Below are 19,498 nucleotides of genomic sequence, written 5' to 3' on the forward strand. Positions count from 1 at the left end.
AAGATGGTATGAGCGCAGGCAGCACAACGGAAGCCGCCGCGTGCCTGCCTGATGCGCCCGATGATCTGCCCTGCGGTTCCCTGCGCCCGGGATTCACTCCTGGCCGAACTCGACGCCGAACAGATCTGCCTGATACAGCTCGAATCGCAATGTGATCGGTGTGCCCGGCGATACGCCGGTCTGTTTCGAGCCTTTCCAGGTGATCGGCTGCCAGAGTTGATCGCCAACGATCGGATCGCAGGCGTCGATGCTCCGTTCACTGCCTCCGCCGACCACTTCGGCCCGGATCCACCCCGTGCGGCGGGTCAGCGCGTTCACCTTCAACACGTTGCCTTTGGCGATCACCGGGATCATCGTGAACTGTCCGCTCTCCGGGGCATGCAGCGACACCAGCCGCCCCTTCGGCCAGACGGCATAACCCATCCGTCCCACCAGCTTGCCGCGCGGATATTTGTGCGGCAGGTTGTGCCCGAGATACGGCAGCGCCCAATCGCCGTTGGGCAGCTCCATCAGTTCCGGAATCGCCCAGATGCATCCGCCGTTCCACTGTCCGAACGGGCCGGTGTACATCAGATCCCCGCCGGGAACCCAGTGCCAGGTCTTGCCGTCGTGGCTGGAGGCCAGCGCGATGCGGGTCGTGTCGTCGATCGAGGCGTTCCAGATCGCCGGGAACATCAGATGCTGATCCGGCGCGGCGGGAATCGTCGTGTGACAGTTGGTGTAAAGCTGCTCGGAAGGCAGCATCTCCGGCGTGGGCTCCAGGATCTGCTGCGACGGCGGAAACGCGCGGAAGTCGGGCGACTCGCTTCGTCCGATCGCGCGCCTTCCAATGTCGGTCCAGGAATGGCGGATGTCAGGCTTGACCTTCTCCGACGCCGGCCCCACCGACCAGTAGCGCGTATACAGCACGTACTTCCGCAGCGTCGTGTCGTAATAGCAGGTGTTGAGCGTGTCGGCGTATTCAACGACCAGCGGATCCGGCAGAGCTTTCCAATGGATCCCGTCGCCGGATACCCCGCCGCGCAGGCAGCTCACCATCCCGTTCTCGGCCGTGTGCAGCAGCGCTCGCGGCTCCCAGCCATCGGGGCGCTTTGCTCGAAACTGGTCGAACTCGGCGCGGGTAATCTGGCTGCTCCACACGGCTTTGAACCGCTCCGCAGGCGGCGCGGATGGATCGATGAAAACGTGGTAGACGCCGTCGTCGTTCGGACCTTCGAAAGCCAGATCGCCTTTCTTCTCCCACTTCATCGCGTCGCGCGATTCGTAGTACGCGTTGTTCGACCACCCCCGATAGATTTCGCCGTCGCGAAAGAAGCAGCGGTGTACGGGGATGTCGATCGGACCGATGATTTCAGGCTTGTGCGCGACGATGCTGATCCCTCGCGGCGCGTTGATGCCGACGTGCCTGGCCTCGAACAGGTCGCTGTCGCCGTGGACGTAGACGCTCTTGCCCGTCGAATCGCGCCAGTCCAGGTCGCCGGGGTTCACGTAGTACCAGTTCGTGAACACGATGCGGTTGCCCGCAAGGTCGTAAGGCTTGCCCGGGATCGGGCCGGTCGTGCTCACCCCTTCAATAACCTCTCGCTGCGGTGGCGTCTGGGCGGCAAGGTGCGCGCAGGTCGCCATGACCATCAGTGCTGGCCACAATGCCACGGACAGGCCGGACAAACGGTCATCCCCGCATCTCATCGCATTGCACCTCGCTGCTTGTGTCTGGGTGGCCAGCCGTGTCTCACTTCTGCGGCAGCGGCACGCCCGCCTTGCGCAGCTCGGCCTGCACCTTGCGGATATTGACATCCCTGGGCAGCACGCCATCCTGCACCGCGATCGCCGCCGCCGTGCCCGCCGCCTGACCCATGATCACGCTCAGCATGTGCGTGCGGAACTTGATCCCGCCCGATGAGCTCTTGCCCACCGCCAGCAGGTTGTCGATCTTCTCGGCGACCATCGCGCGGTACGGAACCTCATACGCACCGCGGTCTTTGCCACGCTGGAGAATCGCGATCACGTCGTCATGGGCCACGTGAGAGTTGATATCCTCGTTGGCTGGATCGGCATCATTCACGATCGACCGCCCGGCGCGGTTCAGCGTCATCTCGGCCAGTCGTGTGATCTGCGCTTTCTCGAACCCCGGCACGTGCCGGTTGAGGAATTCGGCGAGTTTGAACAGATACTGCGACGACTTGATGTGTGCCTCGGAAACTTCCTCGATGTTGGTCGGATCAACGCCGACCACGTACGTCCGTGGCCGCGCGATCCCGCCAGCCACTTCGAACTGAATCACCTTCAGTCCTTCGATGAACGAGACCTTGCCCTTCTTGCCGACCGTGTAATAAAGCGGCATCTGCCCGCTATCCACGGCTTGGCGAAACGCCGGCCCCAGCACGTTGGCGTTGCGCTCCAGCCAGTCGTCCCACGGATAGTCCATGTCGCCGCTGCCGTCAGAGCTGAACCGGCCGATCTTGTGGCCCAGCTTCGCTTCCAGCCAGCTTTTCATCTGTGGATCGGGTTCTTTAGGCAGTGACGCCTCGTACGACTGGAATCGCGCCACATCGACCCCGCCCATCCACGCCGCCAGGCCCATGAACGCCTCGGCCCGCTTCACCGGCGCGCCCGACTCCGCCGCCACCGTCGCCAGACCCGTGCAATCGATGTAGACTTTGCCGCGAATAGCGCCGCGACCGACAGGCGTTTCGATGATCACCGCCTCGATGTGCCCGTCCCTCACGATTGACGTGCTGTAGGTTGAGAAATAGAAGATCTTCACGCCCGACTCCACCACCAGCGACTGAAATGCGTGCGGCATCATCTCGTGATTCGTTACGAGCAGATGGCCGGTATTGAGCACGGTGTCGACGTCGGGATAACCCTCGGCGCGCAGCTCGACCATTTTTCTGGTGATGTCCAGCAGCACACCTTCGGTCAGCGCCGGCCGCCAGCCCTGAATGGCCACGACATTGCCCAGCCCGGTTCCGCGGATCCAGCCTCCGAGATAGCCTGTACGTTCAATCAGGACGGTCTTGGCGCCGCTGCGCGCCGCCCCCAGCGCCGCCCCGACGCCGGAAAGCCCCCCGCCCACGACCACCACGTCCGCTTCATACAGCACGGGCGTGCTGCGCGGCGGTTCCTGGATCATCTGCTGCCCCAACACGAGCCCCGACCAACCCTGGATGATCATGCAGACGAGTGCTGCAACGAGGACTCGCTGCGTATGCTGTTTGCGCCACATCGTGACCTCCTCTTGACCAGCAGAACCGTGGAACACAGGATCAAACCCGCGCCTGCCGCCGTGGCAACTGCGATCGGCGCCGAAGACTTCTCCGCCGCCGCACCAACAAGAAACGCACCGATTGGAGCCATGCCGTTGACGGCGATGCCGTGAACACTCATCACCCGCCCGCGCATCTGCGGCGGTGTGGCGGACTGAAGAACCGTCGCAACAGTCGTGATCGTCATCACCAGCCAGAACCCCAGCCCCGTCAGAAGCCCGACGGACAGCCAGTAGTTTCGACTCAGCGAAAAACCGAACAGGCAAAGCCAGAAGGCGGCGACGGAGCAGAACAGCAGCCCGCGCCGGTCGTGATCGGCGGCAAGGCGCCGGGCCGACGTGGCCAACAGCCCGCCGAGCAGCGCTCCGACGCTGACGGCGGCGGTAAGCCACCCCAGGGCGCGGGCGTCGGCGCCGAGCACGTCGCGCCCGAACTTGGGCAAGAGGAAAAAGTATGGCAAGCCGAGCAGGCTGATGCACGCGACCGCGAGGATGAGCTGGATCGCGTCGGGACGGGCGGCCAGATATGTCAGCCCCTCGCGGGCGCGCGTTGCGAAGGGGATCTCGTCGCCACGATGGTGTTGCGATGCGATCCGCACGCTCAGCAGCGCGTAGATCATTGCGATATAACTCAGCGCGTTCAGCAGAAAACATCCCGCCTCGCCGATGTACGCAACCGCGAAACCGGCCAGCGAATGCCCAATGATTCTGGCAAGGTTGAACTGGATGGAGTTCAGCGCGATGGCGCCAGCCAGGTCGTCCTTCGACACCAGGTCAGGCAGCAGCGCCTGATAGGCCGGCGAGTTGATCGCCAGCGCCACGCCCGTCAGCAGCGCCGCCAGGATCATCTGCCACCAGTTGATTCCTCCCCAGTACGCCAGCGCGCCCAGCCCCAGTGCGACGAGCATGAGCACGAACTGCGTCACCAGCAGTATCTGTCGCCGATCCGCGCGATCCGCCAGCGTGCCGCCCAGAAAGCTCAGCCCCAGCACCGGCGCCAACGAGGCAAAACCATACAACCCCAGCAGCAGCGACGAGTGCGGCAGCCTGGCCAGCAGCCATCCCAGCGCCAGGTTCTGCACCCACACGCCGCACCCGGAAACCAGGCTGCCGATCCAGATCCGCCTGAACGCCCGATGTCGCAGCGCCGCAAACGGCGAAGTTGTCTGTTGTGCCGGCGTCATCGGTCAGCGGCGGGCGCAACGATCACCGGACTCAGCCTACAGCTCCGCAAACCAGAACGAGTAAAGCTGTGGTGAATCCAATGCGCCGTGCAGTTGGAACTCCACTCGAACGCGTTTGGCGGTCACCGAATCAAGCTTCGGCGACCCGCGCCACGAAACCACGTGATCCGGCGAGCCTTGCCTCAGCGGATCGCAATCCTCGAAGCTGTAGCCTGCAATCACCTGTTCGGAATCTGCATCGCGCAGTTGCGCCCTGACCCAGGCGAACCCCGGCGCGAAGTTCTCAAGGTTCACGTGCAGGCTCTGCCGCGCGATCCCTTCGGCATTGATCGGAATCGTCGTGACCGTTCCCATCGTCGGCACGCGATAGTCCGGCACTTCCGTTGTCCGCATCGGCTGCGGCAGATACTGCATCGGTGCGATCGTCACAAAGGCAAAGCCATCGATGCGCAGCCTGGCCAGGCCCGTCATCATTGTCCACGGGTCGTACTTCTGCTCATGCGGCGACTTCTGCATCTTTGCAATCGCGCGGCCCGTCGCCAGCGTACCGATCGATCCGCGGTAATACAGCCACAGCTTCCCATCGCGCGCGAAAAGGAAATTGGGCGTGCACAACATGCCTGAATCCCAGCTTCCATCCGGCCCCAGCGGCAACACCGCCGTCTGCGGCTGCACGCGCGTGAAGTGAATGCCATCGCGGCTGGCGGCCAGCCGCAAATCCACCTTCCAATCCCTGTCCCACCAGTGCTGATACAGGCAGACGTACATCCCCTCATACGGCTGGACCAGTCCGCCGTGGATCTGATCCTCCTCGTGCCCTGTGCGCGGGTCGAGCACGGGATTCTCGATGTAGCCGAACATGTCGTAAGGCGTTGCCCCGTGCACCAGCGAAAGGTTGCGCGTGCGAAGCGGCAACGGGTACGGGTAGCCGGCGTACGCATCCTGCCCGTACATCTTCCAGCGGTAGTTCTCATTCTTTTCCAGCGGATCGCGGAAGAAACTCAGCAACGGCTCCAGCCATGGATGAAACCCCTTGCTCGTCTGATTGCGTCCCGCCGCCTTGCCCCACAAACGGTGCGCCGGCCATTGCCAGTGAATTCCGTCGGCCGACCAGCTCAGATATACGCAGGTCGCGCCTTCGTACGACGCCTCCAGCACCATCTTGTATCGCCGACTGGAATCCGGATCATCGTCATCCCTGATTACGATCGGCTCGCACGCGCCCGATTCGTATGGAAAAATCAGGTTGGTCTTTTTCGTTCCCTTGTACTCGTACAGGCCAAGCTCCGGCTTGGTCCAGTGAATGCCGTCCGTGCTTTCGGCATAGCACATGACGAACTTTCGATCGGGCGTGATCTCGTCGGAGCGGCCGTTGTACCACATGCGGAACTTATCGCCCTCGACGATCACGTTGACGTAGCCAGCGTAGGCGCAGTCGTACCATCCGCTGGGGCCATTCAGCTTCAGCGGATTGGCCTCGGATCGGACAGCGGTTGCGACCTTCTGCTGGACGTTGTCGATCCGCGCCACTTCGAGCATGTCCAGGAAAAGCACTCGCCGCGAGTCGGTGACCGAATATCGTGGCACCGGCAGGTTCGCGAAAATATAGCGGTATTCGTTGGGTTCTTCGACGAACCTGGCTTCCAGCAGCGCGATCGAGGCGGCAGACTTGCCCGAGATCGGCTGAGCGGAAAACCCGCCGGAGAGCTGCCACACGCCGGGGACAGGGTTGCACTCGCACTCCGGGCCGAATCCGTCGCCGAGGAATCGGCGATAGTACATCGCGCGGCGGTCCAACCCCACCGCGAAGAGCCACGCCACACCATGCTCGTCGGCGACCAGCGTCGGCCTCACACCCGCCCGGCCGCGAAGCTCCTGCACGTGTCGAACCGCATCCGGGCCGGTCCATTCGGCCAGCATCGAGCCGTCAGACTGCTCGCTTACGACAAACGTGGTCTGGCCGACACGCAGCACATCCGGCGCATTGCCATCACCAACCGTTCGGACCTGGGCAACCTCGCCGTTGCCCGTATCCAGCCTCGCCAGGCGAACCCTCGGCGCCAATTCCGACTCGGCCCAGACGATCTGAAGCGCCTCATCATCGCCAACAGCCCCGCGCGCCGACAGAATCGCGGCCTGGGTGCGAACGATCGGCATGCGGGTGATCCTTCCATCGCGCAGCGTCGCGGCGGCCACCCCGCAGTCTTGCCCGAGCTGCTCACGATACACAACCCACACCCCACCAGCAGGCGTGACGATCGCTTCGTCCACTTCCAGGTCACTTTCGGACTCCAGCGACCAGCTCGACCACTTTGCTGCCCCGCCACCCGTCACAGCCGCCGTATACCAGCTCAGTTTCCCGCCCGAACTGGCGATGACGTGCAGCGTGTCGCCCGCAGCAGCCATCGCGACACACCGGGGGTTCCGGGCTGAAAGCACCCCGCCTTCGCCGAACATGATGATCGGCTGCTCGAAGTCCAGAAGGGTCACTGGATGAGCATCGCGCGAGATGAGCAGTTGTCTCTGATTTCCTCTCGCCGCTGGAACCATCAGCGCGATGCGATCGTCAGCAAGCCTGGCGATGGAGCTTGCCGCCACCAGCCAGTCGCGCGGCTCCGCCGCCGTTACCACCTGCGACGCTGTCAACATCATCCAGACCGACACGATTCCACCGATCGTCAGAGTTTGGATCTGTCTCACGTTTACTGTCCTCCGGCGTCCACGTAGACCGCGTACAGCCGGCAGTCCTCAAGCCGCAGCCCCTCGAAATCGACGCGCACGCGCACCGGCCCGTCAAATGGTCCGACTTTCGCGCCGCCGCGCCATCGCACCGGCTCGCGCAGCCCCGACTTGCTCAACGGCACGCAATCGTCACCGGAGAATCCCGGGATTGGTTTGAACGCCTTGTCCAGCAACTCCACACGCAACTGTGCGTGATCCGAAAGCCCATCGGCATTGACGTACACCCGCGCGCCGCCACGATTCAGGTCGATCGGACAGGAAATGCACCGTGGCAACACGACGTCCGGACGATCTTCATCGACCCACGTCTGCCCCTCCATCGGGTTGCGTTTGGGCTGAAAGTACCCCAGCCGGTCTCGCTGCCAGGAAACCAGCCGAATCGCGTGATTGCGGAATCCCCAGATCCCGTACCATGTCAGCGTCCGGTCGCCGACGTTGTACATCCCCTGCCCCTGGCTCAGACACGGCGGAGCGCCATCGGGGTCGGCCAGGCCCCAGTCCTCTTCGTAGGCATCGACGAACTTGAAGTCCGGGATCGGCTCGGTGTAGTGCAGCGCATCATCGCTCACCACCAGCCCAAGGTTCATGCGCATTTGACGGCGATCGTCGTTTTCCCATGTCGGGCCGTTCCACTGCCCGTATAAACCGATGATCACGTTGCCGCGATCCCACAGCCCGGCGCCGATGTGCACCTGCGGGCCAACGCTGTTGCCCGTAATATACGGCCGCGGAGGGAACGAGTCGCGCCGAAAGCCCAGCGCCACCGCGTCCGCCCAGTGCTCGAAATCCGCCGACGCGAAGCTGATCAGCACGCGACGACGGAAACTGCCGTTCTCCCCCTGCGCCGTTACGTAGTAGATGCCATCATGCCTGATCAGACCCGACGGCTCGATCAGACACTTGAGCACCGGGTTGTTCGGCGAGGGTTTCCATCGCAGCCCGTCGGCGCTGTAGGAGACGTACCCATATCCCCGTGGGCGAGCCTCGCAGAACATCTTGTAACGCTTGCCAGCCTCCGGCTCGTCCGGCTCGTATATCACGATGATCCCGACGGGATTCGCGATTCCCGCATCCACGATGTTGTTGTCGCGGCTGCCGTTGAACTCGACCAGCCCGAGATTGGGCTTCTCCCACTTCACTCCGTCGTCGCTCGTCGCGTAGCAGACGTAAAAGTAATTCGGATCCTCCCTGGCCGAGCCGCGGTACCACATCTGGAACTTGCCGTCGCGATAAACAACCGCACCGTAGTAATCAACCCGCGCGCTGTCGGGGCTGCCGGGCGCGCCGGGCCGGATCACGATCCCCTGCTTTGACCCTTTGACCAGACTCAGCTCCAGCCCGTGACGGTAGCTCATGCTTCGCGCATCGAACGGAAAGAGCACCGCTTCGCGCCTGAGCGGGTCGCCACCAGGTTCCAGGCGGATCGTGCGCTCGCCCCGAGCCGGTGTTGAAACCAGAAGCAAGAGCACGACGAACATGACGACGCCACACACCGGTCGGCTGATCATGACCATCTCGTTTCCAGCGTGATGTGCCCGTTTCAAAGCCAGCCGGCACAAATGGGCCGCGCCGGCGGGGCGCGCACCACGTGCCCACTTACTTCGCCGAGCCGCTGTACTTCACATCATCGATATACACCTTCACATAGTGTCCGCCGCTCTGGATGTTGAAGAAGCCAAAGCGATCGAACGTCGCGCCGGCCTTTCGCGCGTCGGGCTTCAGCTCCAACACCACCTTCTCGTCGTCCAGAGTCACGGTAATCTGCCCCTTCCCGCCAGCGGCGGCGGGGTCGTAGTCAACGGTCCATCGGCGTTGTTTTCCGTCGGGCCGGATGATCGGACCCGAGCCGGCATCGCCCCGGATTCCCTTGACCGAAGTCGAGTAGATCGGACGGAAATAGTGCCCGATGCGGCTTGGGCCTTCGATCGCAATCGCCAGAAAGTTCAGGGCTGGGTTCTGCACATCCGGGTCGAGCTTGTTGCGTTTGGAATCGGCATTGAACCATCCCAGGCACACGCCGCTGTCGGACCCGGCGCCGGTGAAGGCCAGCCGACCCTCGGCGTGCAACGGCTGATCCAGCGTCACCGTCGCGATCGGCGCCGCGAAGTACGCCGGGCGCTCGTCCCGCCACATCGTGATCGCGATCTCCCCCGTATTTCCGCCGGCACGGTTGGTCGGGCTCCACCGCAAATCGTGCCAAGGGCGCAGGTCGCGATCCTCAAAGCGGGTCTTGTTCCCGATCCCCTCCCAGCCGGGATCCTTATTGAAATCCAGCAGCTCGCCGTTGACCCGGATGTCATCCAGATACACCTCCATGTCCACGCCCGATACCTGGAGATTCATCAGGCCGAAGCGGTTGAAGACTGCTCCCTCCTGCTTGTGCCCCGGTTGAAGTGCATTTTTCCAGGTCTTGCCGTCGATGGTGATGGAGATCTCGCCCAGACCGTCGGCCCCATCAGGGTCGTAGGCAACTGTAAAGTCGTGCGGCTTGCCGTCCGACTTGATCGGCTCTGTCCTGGTCGTCTGGTAGATCCCGTCAAAAGCCCCGACTCCGTCGGCCTTCCAGTTGCGATTGCCCAGGTCCGCCAGCGCCCAACTGTACTGCCCGCGTCGCTCCTTATCCTCGCCGCTGAGACGGAACACCAGCGAGTTGGGCGTTCGCCAGCCGCTGGAGGTCTCGTGGAAGAACCCAAAGTGCATGCCGCTGCCGTTGCCGGTGCGCACGACGGCGAATCGGCCCGAGATCGTCAGCTTGTCATTCAGCGTCTTTTCGGGGATCGGCATGGCTCAGTCTCGACCCTCATAATTGGCGTAGATCATGATGTCGTGCGTCAGGGTCCGCAAGAGCATCTCCTGCCGGCGACGGCGGCGTTGCACGGAACGCAGGGCATCGCCAAAGTTCCGCTTCATCATGCTGTTGACCGTCTCGCTCTGCGCTCGCTGGCCGTAGGTTCGCCGGTCCGCCTTGCGGGCAAACCGCTGCTTCATCAGCCGGCGATATCGACCGCCGGGCGGCTTGCTCGACGGCCGCCCGATGCCCGTGGGAATCACCGAGCGCACACCCATGTCCAGGCGGGCGCTGCGGTGGTTGGCCTCTGAGTCGTATCCAGCGTCGGCGACGACGACGTTCACATTGGCCCGCCGCCACGCATGGTACAACAGCGGCGCGAAGTCCGGCGCATCGGACCCGCAGCCGATATGAACCCGCGCCGCCAGGATGAGGTGACAGGCCGAGGCCACCGCCAGGGCCAGCTTCGGCATCTGCCGGGCCCGGCGCGAGCGTGAGCGATTGACCTCGTCTGCATCGGTTTTTTCGGTGTATTTGCCGCCATCGCGCAGGAGCATCTTGCGGCAGACGCGGTCGTAATGGCGTGAGCGGTGACGCGCCTCGTAGCAGGTGCTGTCGAGGGTCAGCGGCTTGCTCGAGTCGAGCTTACGCAGCAGTTTGGCCTTGGCGGCAAGCTGGGCCAGCAGGTCGAGCATGCGGTTGACGCGCCGGGTCTTGAGAAGCGTGCCGAAGGCCCGCCAGAGGGTGTTGTGATCCGGGGCGCGGGACATGCCGAGGTCGGCCAGCCACTGCGGCGAGTCGCGCAGCAGTTGCTCGGCCCTGCGATAGCTGAGCTTGAGCTGCTCGCGCAGAACGAGGCAGGCGAAGAGTTGCGGGAGCGTGAAGTCGTGGCGGCTGCAGTCGCAGGAGTAGGCCGGCCAGACGCGGAGGGCCAGTTCATGGGCCTGCCGCAGGACCTTCCATGGTGATCGAGATGTTTCCATCCCGCAGCTTGTACCCACTGCATCGGCGTGGCGCTACCGAACATGCGCCGAACTTGGAGAGGGTCGAGACTGAGCCGGATCGGCATCCAATAGACGGCGCGGGTGAGCGATCGGCTGATCAACCCGCCGATCTCCCCCGGCGCGGCCCCGCCGGCCTTGTTCGTCGGCCGCCAGCCGAAGTCCTGCACAATCAATCGCACCGGCGCGCCGCTGGTCGTCTGGCCAAACAGTTCCCATTGCGGATCGGTGTCGAAGCGGTGCAGGCGCAGCTCTTCACCCGCGCCCGCCGCCAGCCCGGCAAAACAAAGCAGTCCTGCGGACCACAGACTGATGATCACCGTTCGTGCCCGAAAGCTCGTATAGAACATGCTGCCTCCTCACCGCTGCGTTAGCTGATCCGCCATTGGGATCAACGACTGCCCCCGTTTTGACTCGCTGGCTTCAGTGGGATATCCACACCCGCGTCGCGCAGCCTCTGCTGCACTTTGCGAATGTCGACCTGACGCGCGCTGACGCCGTCCTGCACCGCCACCGCCGCCGCCGTGCCCGCCGCCTGCCCCATGATCACCGTGATGTTGTGCGTACGAAAACGGATCCCGCCCGCCGAGCTTTTGCCCACCGCCAGCAGGTTGTCCAGCTTCTCGCTCAGCATCGCGCGGTAGGGAATCTCGTAAATCCCCGCTTTAGCGCCGCGCTGCATCACTGCGATCGCGTCGTCGTTGCTGACCACTTTTCCCGCGGGCGGGTTGATGTCCTGGCTGCTGGGCGCGTAGCCGTTGTCGATCGATCGCCCGGCCCGGTTCAGCGTCATCTCACCCAGCCGCGTAATCTGCGCCTTCTCGAAACCCGGAATGTACTTGTTGAGGAACTGTACAAACTTGAACATGAACTCCACGGATTTCTGATGCGCCTGGCTGAGCTGGCGCGGATCGGTCGGATCCACGCCGGTCACGTACGTGCGGGGATTGGCCCAGCCGCCGAGCGTCTGGTTCTTCTTGTAGCGGATCCCTTCGACAATCCCGACGATGCCACGATCGCCTACTGGCAGAAACAGCGGCATTTCGCCCCTGTCCACCGCAACGCGGAACTGCTCGCCATACAGCGGCCCCTCGTGGCCGAGCCAGTCATCCCACGGAAACGGCATGTTGTCCGGCCCGCCGTCGCTGCTGAAGCTGGTGATCGGATACCCCAGCTTGTTTTCCAGCCACGGCTTTAACTGCGGGCTGGGCTCCTTGGGGATCGACTTCTCGTAGGCCACGAAGCGATCGTGATCGATGCCCGTGATGATTGCATTCAGGCCCATCAGCGCCGGCGACTTCTTCGTCGGCGCGTCCGACTCGGCGGCGACGGTCGCCAGGCCCGTGCAGTCGATGAACACCTTGCCTCGCACTGCATAGCGCCCGACCGGCGTCTCGATCAGCACCGCCTCGATCCGGCTGTCCTTGACGATCGATCCGGCATACGTCGAGAAGAACTGGATCTGCACTGCGGATTCGACAAGAAGGGACTGAAAGACCTGGGCCATGATCTCGTGATTGACCACTTCGAGGTTGCCGCGATTCCGCACCGTCTCCAGGTCGGGATGGAACTCCATCCCCAGATCCACGGTGCGTTGCGAGATGTCGCGAAGCACGCCCTCGCCCAGCGACGGCCGCCAGCCACGAATGCCCAGCACAGCCCCCAGACCTGCGCCGCGCAGCCACCCGCCGAGATAGCCGGTTCGTTCGATGACGAGCGTGCTGGCCCCGGATCTCGCCGCCCCGAGCGCCGCCCCCACCCCGCTCAATCCCCCGCCCACGACGACCACGTCCACATCGTAGAGCACCGGCGTTTTCCTCGCCGGTTCGTCCACCACCGCGTTGGCCGCTGCGGCGGCATCGTGTGCCCATGACCAGACCACAAGTACGATCCATGCCATCACCCAGACATGCGGTTTCATCACATCCGCCTTTGCGGCTCAGCCGCCATCGTCACGGGCCAGGGCAGAAGTTGCGACCCGTATCCGAAGCGGATGATACCGAGGGACCAGGCCGGGCAGGAAAAAATTCGAATCTTTGTGCGCGCCCCCGGGTCCTTCGGCCCTGTAAAAACCTCCGGGGGTGATGCCCATGGGCGCGGTCCATCCCCCAAGCCATCGCCAACACGATGGTTGACACCTTCGCTGCCTACGGTAACGTGGCCAACGCGGATCAGGAGGTATCATTATGCGAATGCACAGACGCGGCAGGCGGGGGTTCACTCTCGTGGAATTACTGGTGGTCATCGGCATCATCGCCGTCCTGATCACCTTCCTCATGCCGGCCATGGCCCGTGCCCGGCAACAGGCGAAAAAGGTGCAGTGTCAATCCAACCTCCGGCAGATCGGCCAGGCGCTGGTCATGTACGCCCAGAAATGGCGAGGCTGGATCTATCCGCCGGGGCTGGGAGCCTGGATCGCGCCGGGGGTTCCCCGGCCCAAGGAAGACCGCTGGCCGGTGCATGTGTTCAAGCCACCGGTCCACAACCCCCCGGTGATGTTCTGCCCCAACGATGAAGATCCAATGTTCGAGCACTCCTACGTCCTGAACGACGCCCGGCTGGTCAAGATGGGAGACAAAGACCTCGGCGGGCTGACATCCTCCGAGTTCATCGTCATGGGGGAGAAAAAGAGCAGCGAGGCCGACTATTACGGCGGGGCCGGTCCGGACTTCCATGATCCGCACGTGGTCGTCGTTTACGAGGGCTACCGTCACGGCCCGAACATCGGATCCAACTACCTGTTCCTCGACTGGCACGTGGAATCCCGGCTGCCCAAAGACACCCGCGGCATCGACCCGTGGAGCTCACGCTGAACGCGGTGCGGCGGCGCGGAACACCCTGACAACCGTCGCTCCCGGCCGTCTGTTCACTCGAAATCCAGGCAATAGATCTTCGCCCGGTCCATCTGGAACCGCAGGACAATCGGCTCGCCCGGTTTGACGCCAAGATCGTCTGCGGACTTCCATCGGACCTGCGAGGCCGGCTGGTCGCCGATGATGGGGATGGAATCGGCCAAGGTCCGTCCGGGAATGGGCCTGCCGTGCAGGTCGGCGGCCTCGACGCGGATGTACCCGGTCCGCTTGGTCAGCGCGTTGATGCGCAGCCGGCTGCCAGGGGCAACCACTGCCATCGTGCTGAACCGCCCTTCGCCGGGCGCTTCGATCGCCATAAGCCGTCCCTTCGGCCAGACGGCCAGCCCCCACCGCACCGCCATCTGCCCACGAGGATACTTGCCCGGCAGCAGGCTCCCCTGATACGGAATGACCCAATCACCATTGGCCAGCTCAACCAGCCCGGGGTTCAGCACCCACACTCCGCCGCCGTCCCATTGCCCGATGTTCGACGGCGTGAGCAGGCCCGTTCCCGCGCGATGCCAAAGCTTGCCATCGTGCGAGGTGTACAGATCGATCGCCGTCGTGTCCTCGGCTCGAATCCACCGCGACGGCAGCATGACATGGTGATCGGGCGCCTTGGGGATGCTGGTATAGCAGTTGAACTGGAACATGTCGTCGGGGGCCATGTCGTTGCCGATCTCGACGACCGTTTCGGACAGCGGGAACTGGAAAAAGTCGGCCGACTCCGAACGCCCGATCACGACCCGGATGGCGAACTTGTGCCATCGCTCGGTCTGATCCTCGGGCAGCACTCCAAACCGCGGCGAGCGCGGACCGATCATCGCGCTGCGCAGGTACATCACGTACTTCTTGAGCCTGGGGTCGTAGTACAGGTACTGCCCGCCGTCGCTGGTCTCGACGATCAGCGGCTCCGGCGTGCGCGTCCAGACAAGCCCGTCCGGCGAGGTATACCCCCATACCGCCTGCACCTTCCCCGCCGAGATCTCCACCGCCATGCGCTGCCAAGGCCGACGGTGCTTGTAGCTCTTTTCAAATTCCTCAGGCGTCCATTCCTCGTTCATTGCCTGCTTGTAGCGTTGCTCCGGCGGAGCGTTTTCGTCGTAGAATCCCCGGAAAAAGCCCAGCCCGCCCAGGTTGTTTTCCCGGCTGCCATTGAACTCGACCAGCCCGAGCTTGGGCCTTGTCCAACTCATCCCGCCGTCGGTTGATTCCAGATAGCAGTTGCCGCCGGGCTTGCACTTGCCCCAGGCCATGATCTTCCCGTCGCGCTGGTAGAGCGAGGTGATCTCGATGCCGTCGGCTTCCCAGGGATACTGCGGCTTGATGGCAAGCTCGCCCTTGCGCGCCGGCTCCGCCACCAGCCGCACGCCGCGCGGAAAGTCGCGCTCCACCCAGTGGATCGCCGGGTCCATCGGCGAGGCGCTGACGTTGCGGTTGGCCAAAACCGTCTTGCCGCTGTCGTCCACCCAGTCAAACTCCCCGGGACGAACCCAGTACCAGGTCGTGAACACGATGCGTTTGCCGGCCAGCTCGTAAGGCTCGCCGTAGCCAAGTTCGTGGTAATGTGCCCTTGCTGGAAGCGTTGACAGGATCAGGATCAGCCCCGCCATCAGGAGCAGACCGCTGGCACATCGTCGAGAAAGCAACCCACTCAATCCCGGTAAACGGTCGGATTTGTTCATGGCGATGGTCGGCTCGTGTTTTTGCGGCGATCGAACACCGTGGCCGGTGAGGGCCGGGTCACAGCAAGGTCCGCAGTGCGTCGATCAGCGACCTCACGTGGCGTTCGGTGGCGCTTTGGCCCATCAGCCCGATCCGCCAGGCTTTGCCCTTGAATGCCCCCAGCCCGGCGCCAATCTCGATGTTGTACTGTTCGAGCAGGCGGCGACGAATGCCGGCCTCATCCACGCCCGCTGGACACCCCACCGCATTCAGCGTCGGAAGCAGGTGCTGTGAATCGGCCAGGTACTCGATCCCCAACCCCTTCAGCTCAGACTTGAGCAGTTCGTGAACGCGGCGATGTCGCTGCCACCGCGCCTCCAAACCCTCTTCCAGCACGATCCGCAGCGCCTCGTGCAGGCCATAGAGCATGTTGATCGGCGCCGTGTGGTGGTACAGCCGCTCGCTGCCCCAATACTGCCGCACCATCCGCAGATCCAGATACCAGCTCTGCACCGGCGATTTGCGGCTGGCCATCACGTGTTCGGCGGCGGGGCTGAAGGTCACCGGCGCCAACCCCGGCGGACACGACAGGCACTTCTGCGTGCCGCTGTAGCAGGCGTCGATCCCCCAGCCATCCACATCCACCTCGACGCCCCCAAGGCTCGTAACCGTATCCACCAGCAGCAGCGACCCGGCGCGGTGCACGACCTGGCTGATCGGAAGGATCGGCTGAAGCGCGCCCGTCGAGGTTTCCGCATGCACAATGCCGACAAGCTTGAACGGCCCGTGACGGTCGATTGCCTCCTGCACCTGCTGTGGCGTGAAAACCTGTCCCCAGGGCACTTCGATGGCGGTGACCCTCGCGCCGGCCCGGCGGGCCACGTCCTGCATCCGCTGCCCGAACACGCCGTTGACGCACACCAGCATCGCGTCGCCCGGCTCGATCAGGTTCACCACGCACGCTTCCATCCCCGCCGAACCCGTCCCGCTCACCGCCAGTGTCAGTTCGTTGCGGGTCTGGAACACCGCCTGAAGCATCTGGCGAATATCGTTCAGGATGGTCAAAAACTGCGGATCGAGGTGACCAATGGTCGGCTGCGCCATCGCCGCCAGAACTCGCGGGCTGACATCCGATGGCCCCGGTCCCATCAGCAGGCGAGGCTGAATGTGGATTTGCCCTTTCAAGCGATCAACTTCCCTGGTTGCAGCGCAGCCGGAGGGATTCGAACCCACGACCGTCGGATTAGAAATCCGATGCTCTATCCAACTGAGCTACGGCTGCGGCCCATACTACTTTAGCCGTGCCACCGGCCAGTTGCCAGATCGCGCCGCTCGCCGCTGGCATCGCCACGCGCGCGGGCCGCAGCAGCGGCGATGCGGAGATGCTACACTGCTGAACATGCGGATCCAATTCTGCGGCGCGGACAGAACCGTCACCGGCTCGTGTCATCTGCTGGATGTCAATGGCCTGCGGGTGCTGCTGGACATGGGGATGTACCAGGGACCCAGGCAGCTTGCGCGACAGTTCAATGAATGGATCCCCGACGGAGCGGCGTCGGCGGATGCGGTCATCCTCTCGCACGGACACCTGGACCACTGCGGCAAGCTGCCCGTGCTGGTGCGCGCCGGCTACGCCGGGCCGATTTACTGCACCCCCGCCACCGCCGAAGTGGCCAGAATCGTCCTGGAAGATGCGGGGCAAATTCAGGAAGAAGATGCCGAATACCTCAACCGCCGTGCCAGGCCACCGGGCGAGATGCCCGTGCAGCCGCTGTTTCGGCGCGGCGACGTGCACCAGGTCCTGAAGCGTTGGAGCCGCGTCGGCTACGGACAGCGAACCGAGATCGCTTCCCGCAACGGCGGCGGATCCTTCGCCTTCACCTTCCTCGATGCCGGGCACATCCTTGGATCAACCTACGTGCTGATCGAATATCGCGAAAACAACCAACCGCGGACGCTGCTGTTCACGGCGGACATCGGCCGCTACGACACGCCGATCATCCGCGACCCGGACCCCCTGCCCGGGCCGGTGGATCTGGTCATCACCGAGAGCACGTACGGCGACCGGACACACGCGCCGATGAGTCAGGTCGAGCCTCAACTGCTGGGGCTGTTGCGGGAGACGATCGATCGCCGCGGGCGGCTGCTCGTGCCTTCGTTTGCCGTGGGCCGCACGCAGACCGTGCTGTACTACATGCAGAAGTTCATCCATGAACGGCTGGTCCCGCCGCTGCCGATCTACGTGGACAGCCCGATGGGAGTGGAGATCTCGCGCGTGCACAGCGAATTTCCCGAGAACTACGACCAGCAGACCAGGGAGCTGATCGGGCATCACGACCTGTTCGGGCTGACGCGGGTGAACTTCGCGGCCAGCTCGCAGCAGAGCCGGCAGATCAACGCCGACCGCGGCCCGTGCGTGATCATCGCCAGCAGCCCCACCTGCGAATTCGGGCGGATTCTGCATCACCTCAAGCACAGCCTGGAGCGGGAGAGCGACTGCGTAGCGTTTGTGGGCTGGACCCCGCCACAGACCCTGGGCCGGCGGCTTCAGGAGGGGCAGAAGCGGGTTCGGATCTTCGATCGCTGGTACGAAGTGAAATGCCGCGTGCAGACCATTCACGGGCTGAGCGCGCATGCCGATCGGGAGGAGCTGCTGCGATTCCTCGCGCCCACGCTCGTGAGCCGCACCCGCGCGTATGTCGTACACGGCGAGCCGGATCAGGCCGAGGGGCTGGCAAGAAGCCTGCTGGATCGGGGGATCGGATCGGCCGTGGTGCCGGCCGAGCAGACCGCGGCGCTGCATGTGTAGCGTTCGATGTTCAAAGCCTCAGCTCACGCCGACAGGCAGAACGGCGCGCAGGCGGGTGATCACGCCGGGCAGCACCGCCAGTGTGCGCTCGATCTCGGCCTCGGTCGTGTAGCGCGAGAGGCTGAATCGCACGGCGCCATGGGCGATCTTTTCATCGATCTTCATGGCCCGCAGGACGTGCGAAGGCTCCAGGCTTCCGCTGGAGCAGGCGGCGCCGGCGCTGGCGCAGATCCCCTGCTCACTGAGCAGCAGCAGGATCGCCTCCGCCTCCAGACGCGCAAAGCCGATGTTGGTGGTGTTCGGCAGCCGCTGATCGGTTCGACCGTTGACGTGCGTATCGGGAATGGCCTGGAGGATGCGGCGTTCGAGCATGTCGCGCAGTTCCGCGACGCGCCGCATCTGCGGCAACGCCTCGCGGGCGAGCTGCGCCGCCATGCCCATGCCGACGATGCCGGGGACGTTTTCAGTCCCGCCGCGGCGACCGCGCTCCTGCGGGCCACCCACGCACCAGGCGCACAGGCGCGTGCCCCGGCGGACGTACAGCGCCCCCACTCCCTTGGGGCCGTGAAACTTGTGGGCTGCGACGCTGGCCAGGTCCATCCCCACGGCGCGGAAATCGGTGGGGATTTTCCCCACCGCCTGCACCGCGTCGCAGTGGAACGGCACGCGCGCCGCACGGCAGATCTCGGCAATCCGCTGCACCGGAAACAGCACGCCCGTCTCGTTGTTGGCCCACATGATCGAGACCAGCGCGGTGTCGTCGTCCAGACTTCGACGAAGCTGATCCAGATCCAGCGCACCGGTGCGATCAACGGAGATCTCGGTGATCTGGCAGCCTTCACGCGCGAGCTGATGGCACAGCTCGCGTGTGGCGGAATGCTCGACGGCGGAGATGACGATGCGCTTGCGCGGCGCGCGGGTCGCCAGCAGCCCGCGGATGGCGGTGTTGATCGATTCAGTGCCCCCGCACGTGAAAAACAGCTCGCTCTCCGAGACATTGAGCAGCTCGGCCAACTGCCCGCGTGCCTGGTCGATTCCCCGCCGGGCCAGTTGCCCGAAGCGGTGAATGCTCGAGGGATTGCCCCAGAAGTCGGTCAGGTACGGGAGCATGGCCTGCACGACTTCCGGTGCCGGGCGGGTGGTGGCGTTGTTGTCCAGGTAAACCAGCTCCATCATGGGCAATTCTAGC

General features: G+C 64.0%; 13 protein-coding genes and 1 tRNA gene. 2 read left to right on the forward strand and 12 right to left on the reverse strand.

Annotated features, from left to right (window positions below; translation table 11 throughout):
* Positions 1-93 precede the first annotated feature (93 nt).
* The 8 genes from ACQS5P_RS22245 to ACQS5P_RS22280 all read right to left on the reverse strand — a co-directional run bounded on the left by ACQS5P_RS22245 (position 94) and on the right by ACQS5P_RS22280 (position 12,883).
* On the reverse strand, positions 94-1,626 hold the full coding sequence (locus tag ACQS5P_RS22245; protein WP_428938814.1) for a hypothetical protein: 1,533 nt from the start codon (positions 1,624-1,626) through the stop codon (positions 94-96).
* 106 nt (positions 1,627-1,732) lie between these two features.
* Positions 1,733-3,229, reverse strand: coding sequence for an FAD-dependent oxidoreductase (locus ACQS5P_RS22250; RefSeq protein WP_428938815.1), 1,497 nt, complete (start codon positions 3,227-3,229; stop codon positions 1,733-1,735).
* On the reverse strand, positions 3,175-4,452 hold the full coding sequence (locus tag ACQS5P_RS22255; protein WP_428938816.1) for an MFS transporter: 1,278 nt from the start codon (positions 4,450-4,452) through the stop codon (positions 3,175-3,177). The genes ACQS5P_RS22250 and ACQS5P_RS22255 overlap by 55 nt, the downstream gene beginning before the upstream one ends.
* A 36-nt stretch (positions 4,453-4,488) precedes the next feature.
* Positions 4,489-7,152, reverse strand: a complete 2,664-nt coding sequence (locus ACQS5P_RS22260; protein ID WP_428938817.1) for a hypothetical protein — start codon at positions 7,150-7,152, stop codon at positions 4,489-4,491.
* A gap of 2 nt (positions 7,153-7,154) precedes the next feature.
* Positions 7,155-8,702, reverse strand: a complete 1,548-nt coding sequence (locus ACQS5P_RS22265; RefSeq protein WP_428938818.1) for a hypothetical protein — start codon at positions 8,700-8,702, stop codon at positions 7,155-7,157.
* An 88-nt stretch (positions 8,703-8,790) separates the two neighbouring features.
* On the reverse strand, positions 8,791-9,978 hold the full coding sequence (locus ACQS5P_RS22270; protein WP_428938819.1) for a hypothetical protein: 1,188 nt from the start codon (positions 9,976-9,978) through the stop codon (positions 8,791-8,793).
* A gap of 3 nt (positions 9,979-9,981) precedes the next feature.
* Complete coding sequence (locus ACQS5P_RS22275) at positions 9,982-10,965, reverse strand: transposase (protein WP_428937294.1); 984 nt, start codon at positions 10,963-10,965, stop codon at positions 9,982-9,984.
* 409 nt (positions 10,966-11,374) lie between these two features.
* Positions 11,375-12,883, reverse strand: coding sequence for an FAD-dependent oxidoreductase (locus ACQS5P_RS22280; protein WP_428938820.1), 1,509 nt, complete (start codon positions 12,881-12,883; stop codon positions 11,375-11,377).
* Between the two features lie 286 nt (positions 12,884-13,169).
* Between ACQS5P_RS22280 and ACQS5P_RS22285 the strand changes: the two genes are divergently transcribed.
* Complete coding sequence (locus tag ACQS5P_RS22285) at positions 13,170-13,796, forward strand: type II secretion system protein (RefSeq protein WP_428938821.1); 627 nt, start codon at positions 13,170-13,172, stop codon at positions 13,794-13,796.
* A gap of 53 nt (positions 13,797-13,849) precedes the next feature.
* Here ACQS5P_RS22285 and ACQS5P_RS22290 read toward each other — a convergent pair whose 3' ends face one another.
* The 3 genes from ACQS5P_RS22290 to ACQS5P_RS22300 form a co-directional block, all read right to left on the reverse strand.
* Complete coding sequence (locus ACQS5P_RS22290) at positions 13,850-15,448, reverse strand: hypothetical protein (protein WP_428938822.1); 1,599 nt, start codon at positions 15,446-15,448, stop codon at positions 13,850-13,852.
* Positions 15,449-15,578: 130 nt separating this feature from the next.
* Positions 15,579-16,685 (reverse strand): pyridoxal-phosphate-dependent aminotransferase family protein, encoded by a 1,107-nt coding sequence (locus tag ACQS5P_RS22295; protein ID WP_428938823.1) that lies wholly within the window; start codon positions 16,683-16,685, stop codon positions 15,579-15,581.
* Between the two features lie 23 nt (positions 16,686-16,708).
* A tRNA-Arg gene (locus ACQS5P_RS22300) sits at positions 16,709-16,782 on the reverse strand.
* Positions 16,783-16,899: 117 nt separating this feature from the next.
* Between ACQS5P_RS22300 and ACQS5P_RS22305 the strand changes: the two genes are divergently transcribed.
* A complete protein-coding gene (locus ACQS5P_RS22305) occupies positions 16,900-18,309 on the forward strand; it encodes an MBL fold metallo-hydrolase RNA specificity domain-containing protein (RefSeq protein WP_428938824.1) in 1,410 nt (469 codons plus the stop codon).
* 18 nt (positions 18,310-18,327) lie between these two features.
* Here the strand turns inward: ACQS5P_RS22305 and nifS are convergent, their stop codons facing one another.
* Complete coding sequence (gene nifS / locus ACQS5P_RS22310) at positions 18,328-19,485, reverse strand: cysteine desulfurase NifS (RefSeq protein ID WP_428938825.1); 1,158 nt, start codon at positions 19,483-19,485, stop codon at positions 18,328-18,330.
* Positions 19,486-19,498: the final 13 nt, after the last annotated feature.

The sequence above is a fragment of the Fontivita pretiosa genome (assembly GCF_050410795.1).
GTDB classification, from domain to species: Bacteria; Planctomycetota; Phycisphaerae; order Tepidisphaerales; family Tepidisphaeraceae; genus Fontivita; species Fontivita pretiosa.

Excerpts from the sequence above, each read along its gene's own strand:
- ACQS5P_RS22245 (WP_428938814.1), bottom strand. The coding sequence starts at position 1,626 with ATGGCGACCTGCGCGCACCTTGCCGCCCAGACGCCACCGCAGCGAGAG.
- ACQS5P_RS22250 (WP_428938815.1), bottom strand. The coding sequence starts at position 3,229 with ATGTGGCGCAAACAGCATACGCAGCGAGTCCTCGTTGCAGCACTCGTC.
- ACQS5P_RS22255 (WP_428938816.1), bottom strand. The coding sequence starts at position 4,452 with ATGACGCCGGCACAACAGACAACTTCGCCGTTTGCGGCGCTGCGACAT.
- ACQS5P_RS22265 (WP_428938818.1), bottom strand. The coding sequence starts at position 8,702 with ATGATCAGCCGACCGGTGTGTGGCGTCGTCATGTTCGTCGTGCTCTTG.
- ACQS5P_RS22270 (WP_428938819.1), bottom strand. The coding sequence starts at position 9,978 with ATGCCGATCCCCGAAAAGACGCTGAATGACAAGCTGACGATCTCGGGC.
- ACQS5P_RS22275 (WP_428937294.1), bottom strand. The coding sequence starts at position 10,965 with ATGGAAACATCTCGATCACCATGGAAGGTCCTGCGGCAGGCCCATGAA.
- ACQS5P_RS22280 (WP_428938820.1), bottom strand. The coding sequence starts at position 12,883 with ATGGCATGGATCGTACTTGTGGTCTGGTCATGGGCACACGATGCCGCC.
- ACQS5P_RS22285 (WP_428938821.1), top strand. The coding sequence starts at position 13,170 with ATGCGAATGCACAGACGCGGCAGGCGGGGGTTCACTCTCGTGGAATTA.
- ACQS5P_RS22290 (WP_428938822.1), bottom strand. The coding sequence starts at position 15,448 with ATGGCGGGGCTGATCCTGATCCTGTCAACGCTTCCAGCAAGGGCACAT.
- ACQS5P_RS22305 (WP_428938824.1), top strand. The coding sequence starts at position 16,900 with ATGCGGATCCAATTCTGCGGCGCGGACAGAACCGTCACCGGCTCGTGT.
- nifS (WP_428938825.1), bottom strand. The coding sequence starts at position 19,485 with ATGATGGAGCTGGTTTACCTGGACAACAACGCCACCACCCGCCCGGCA.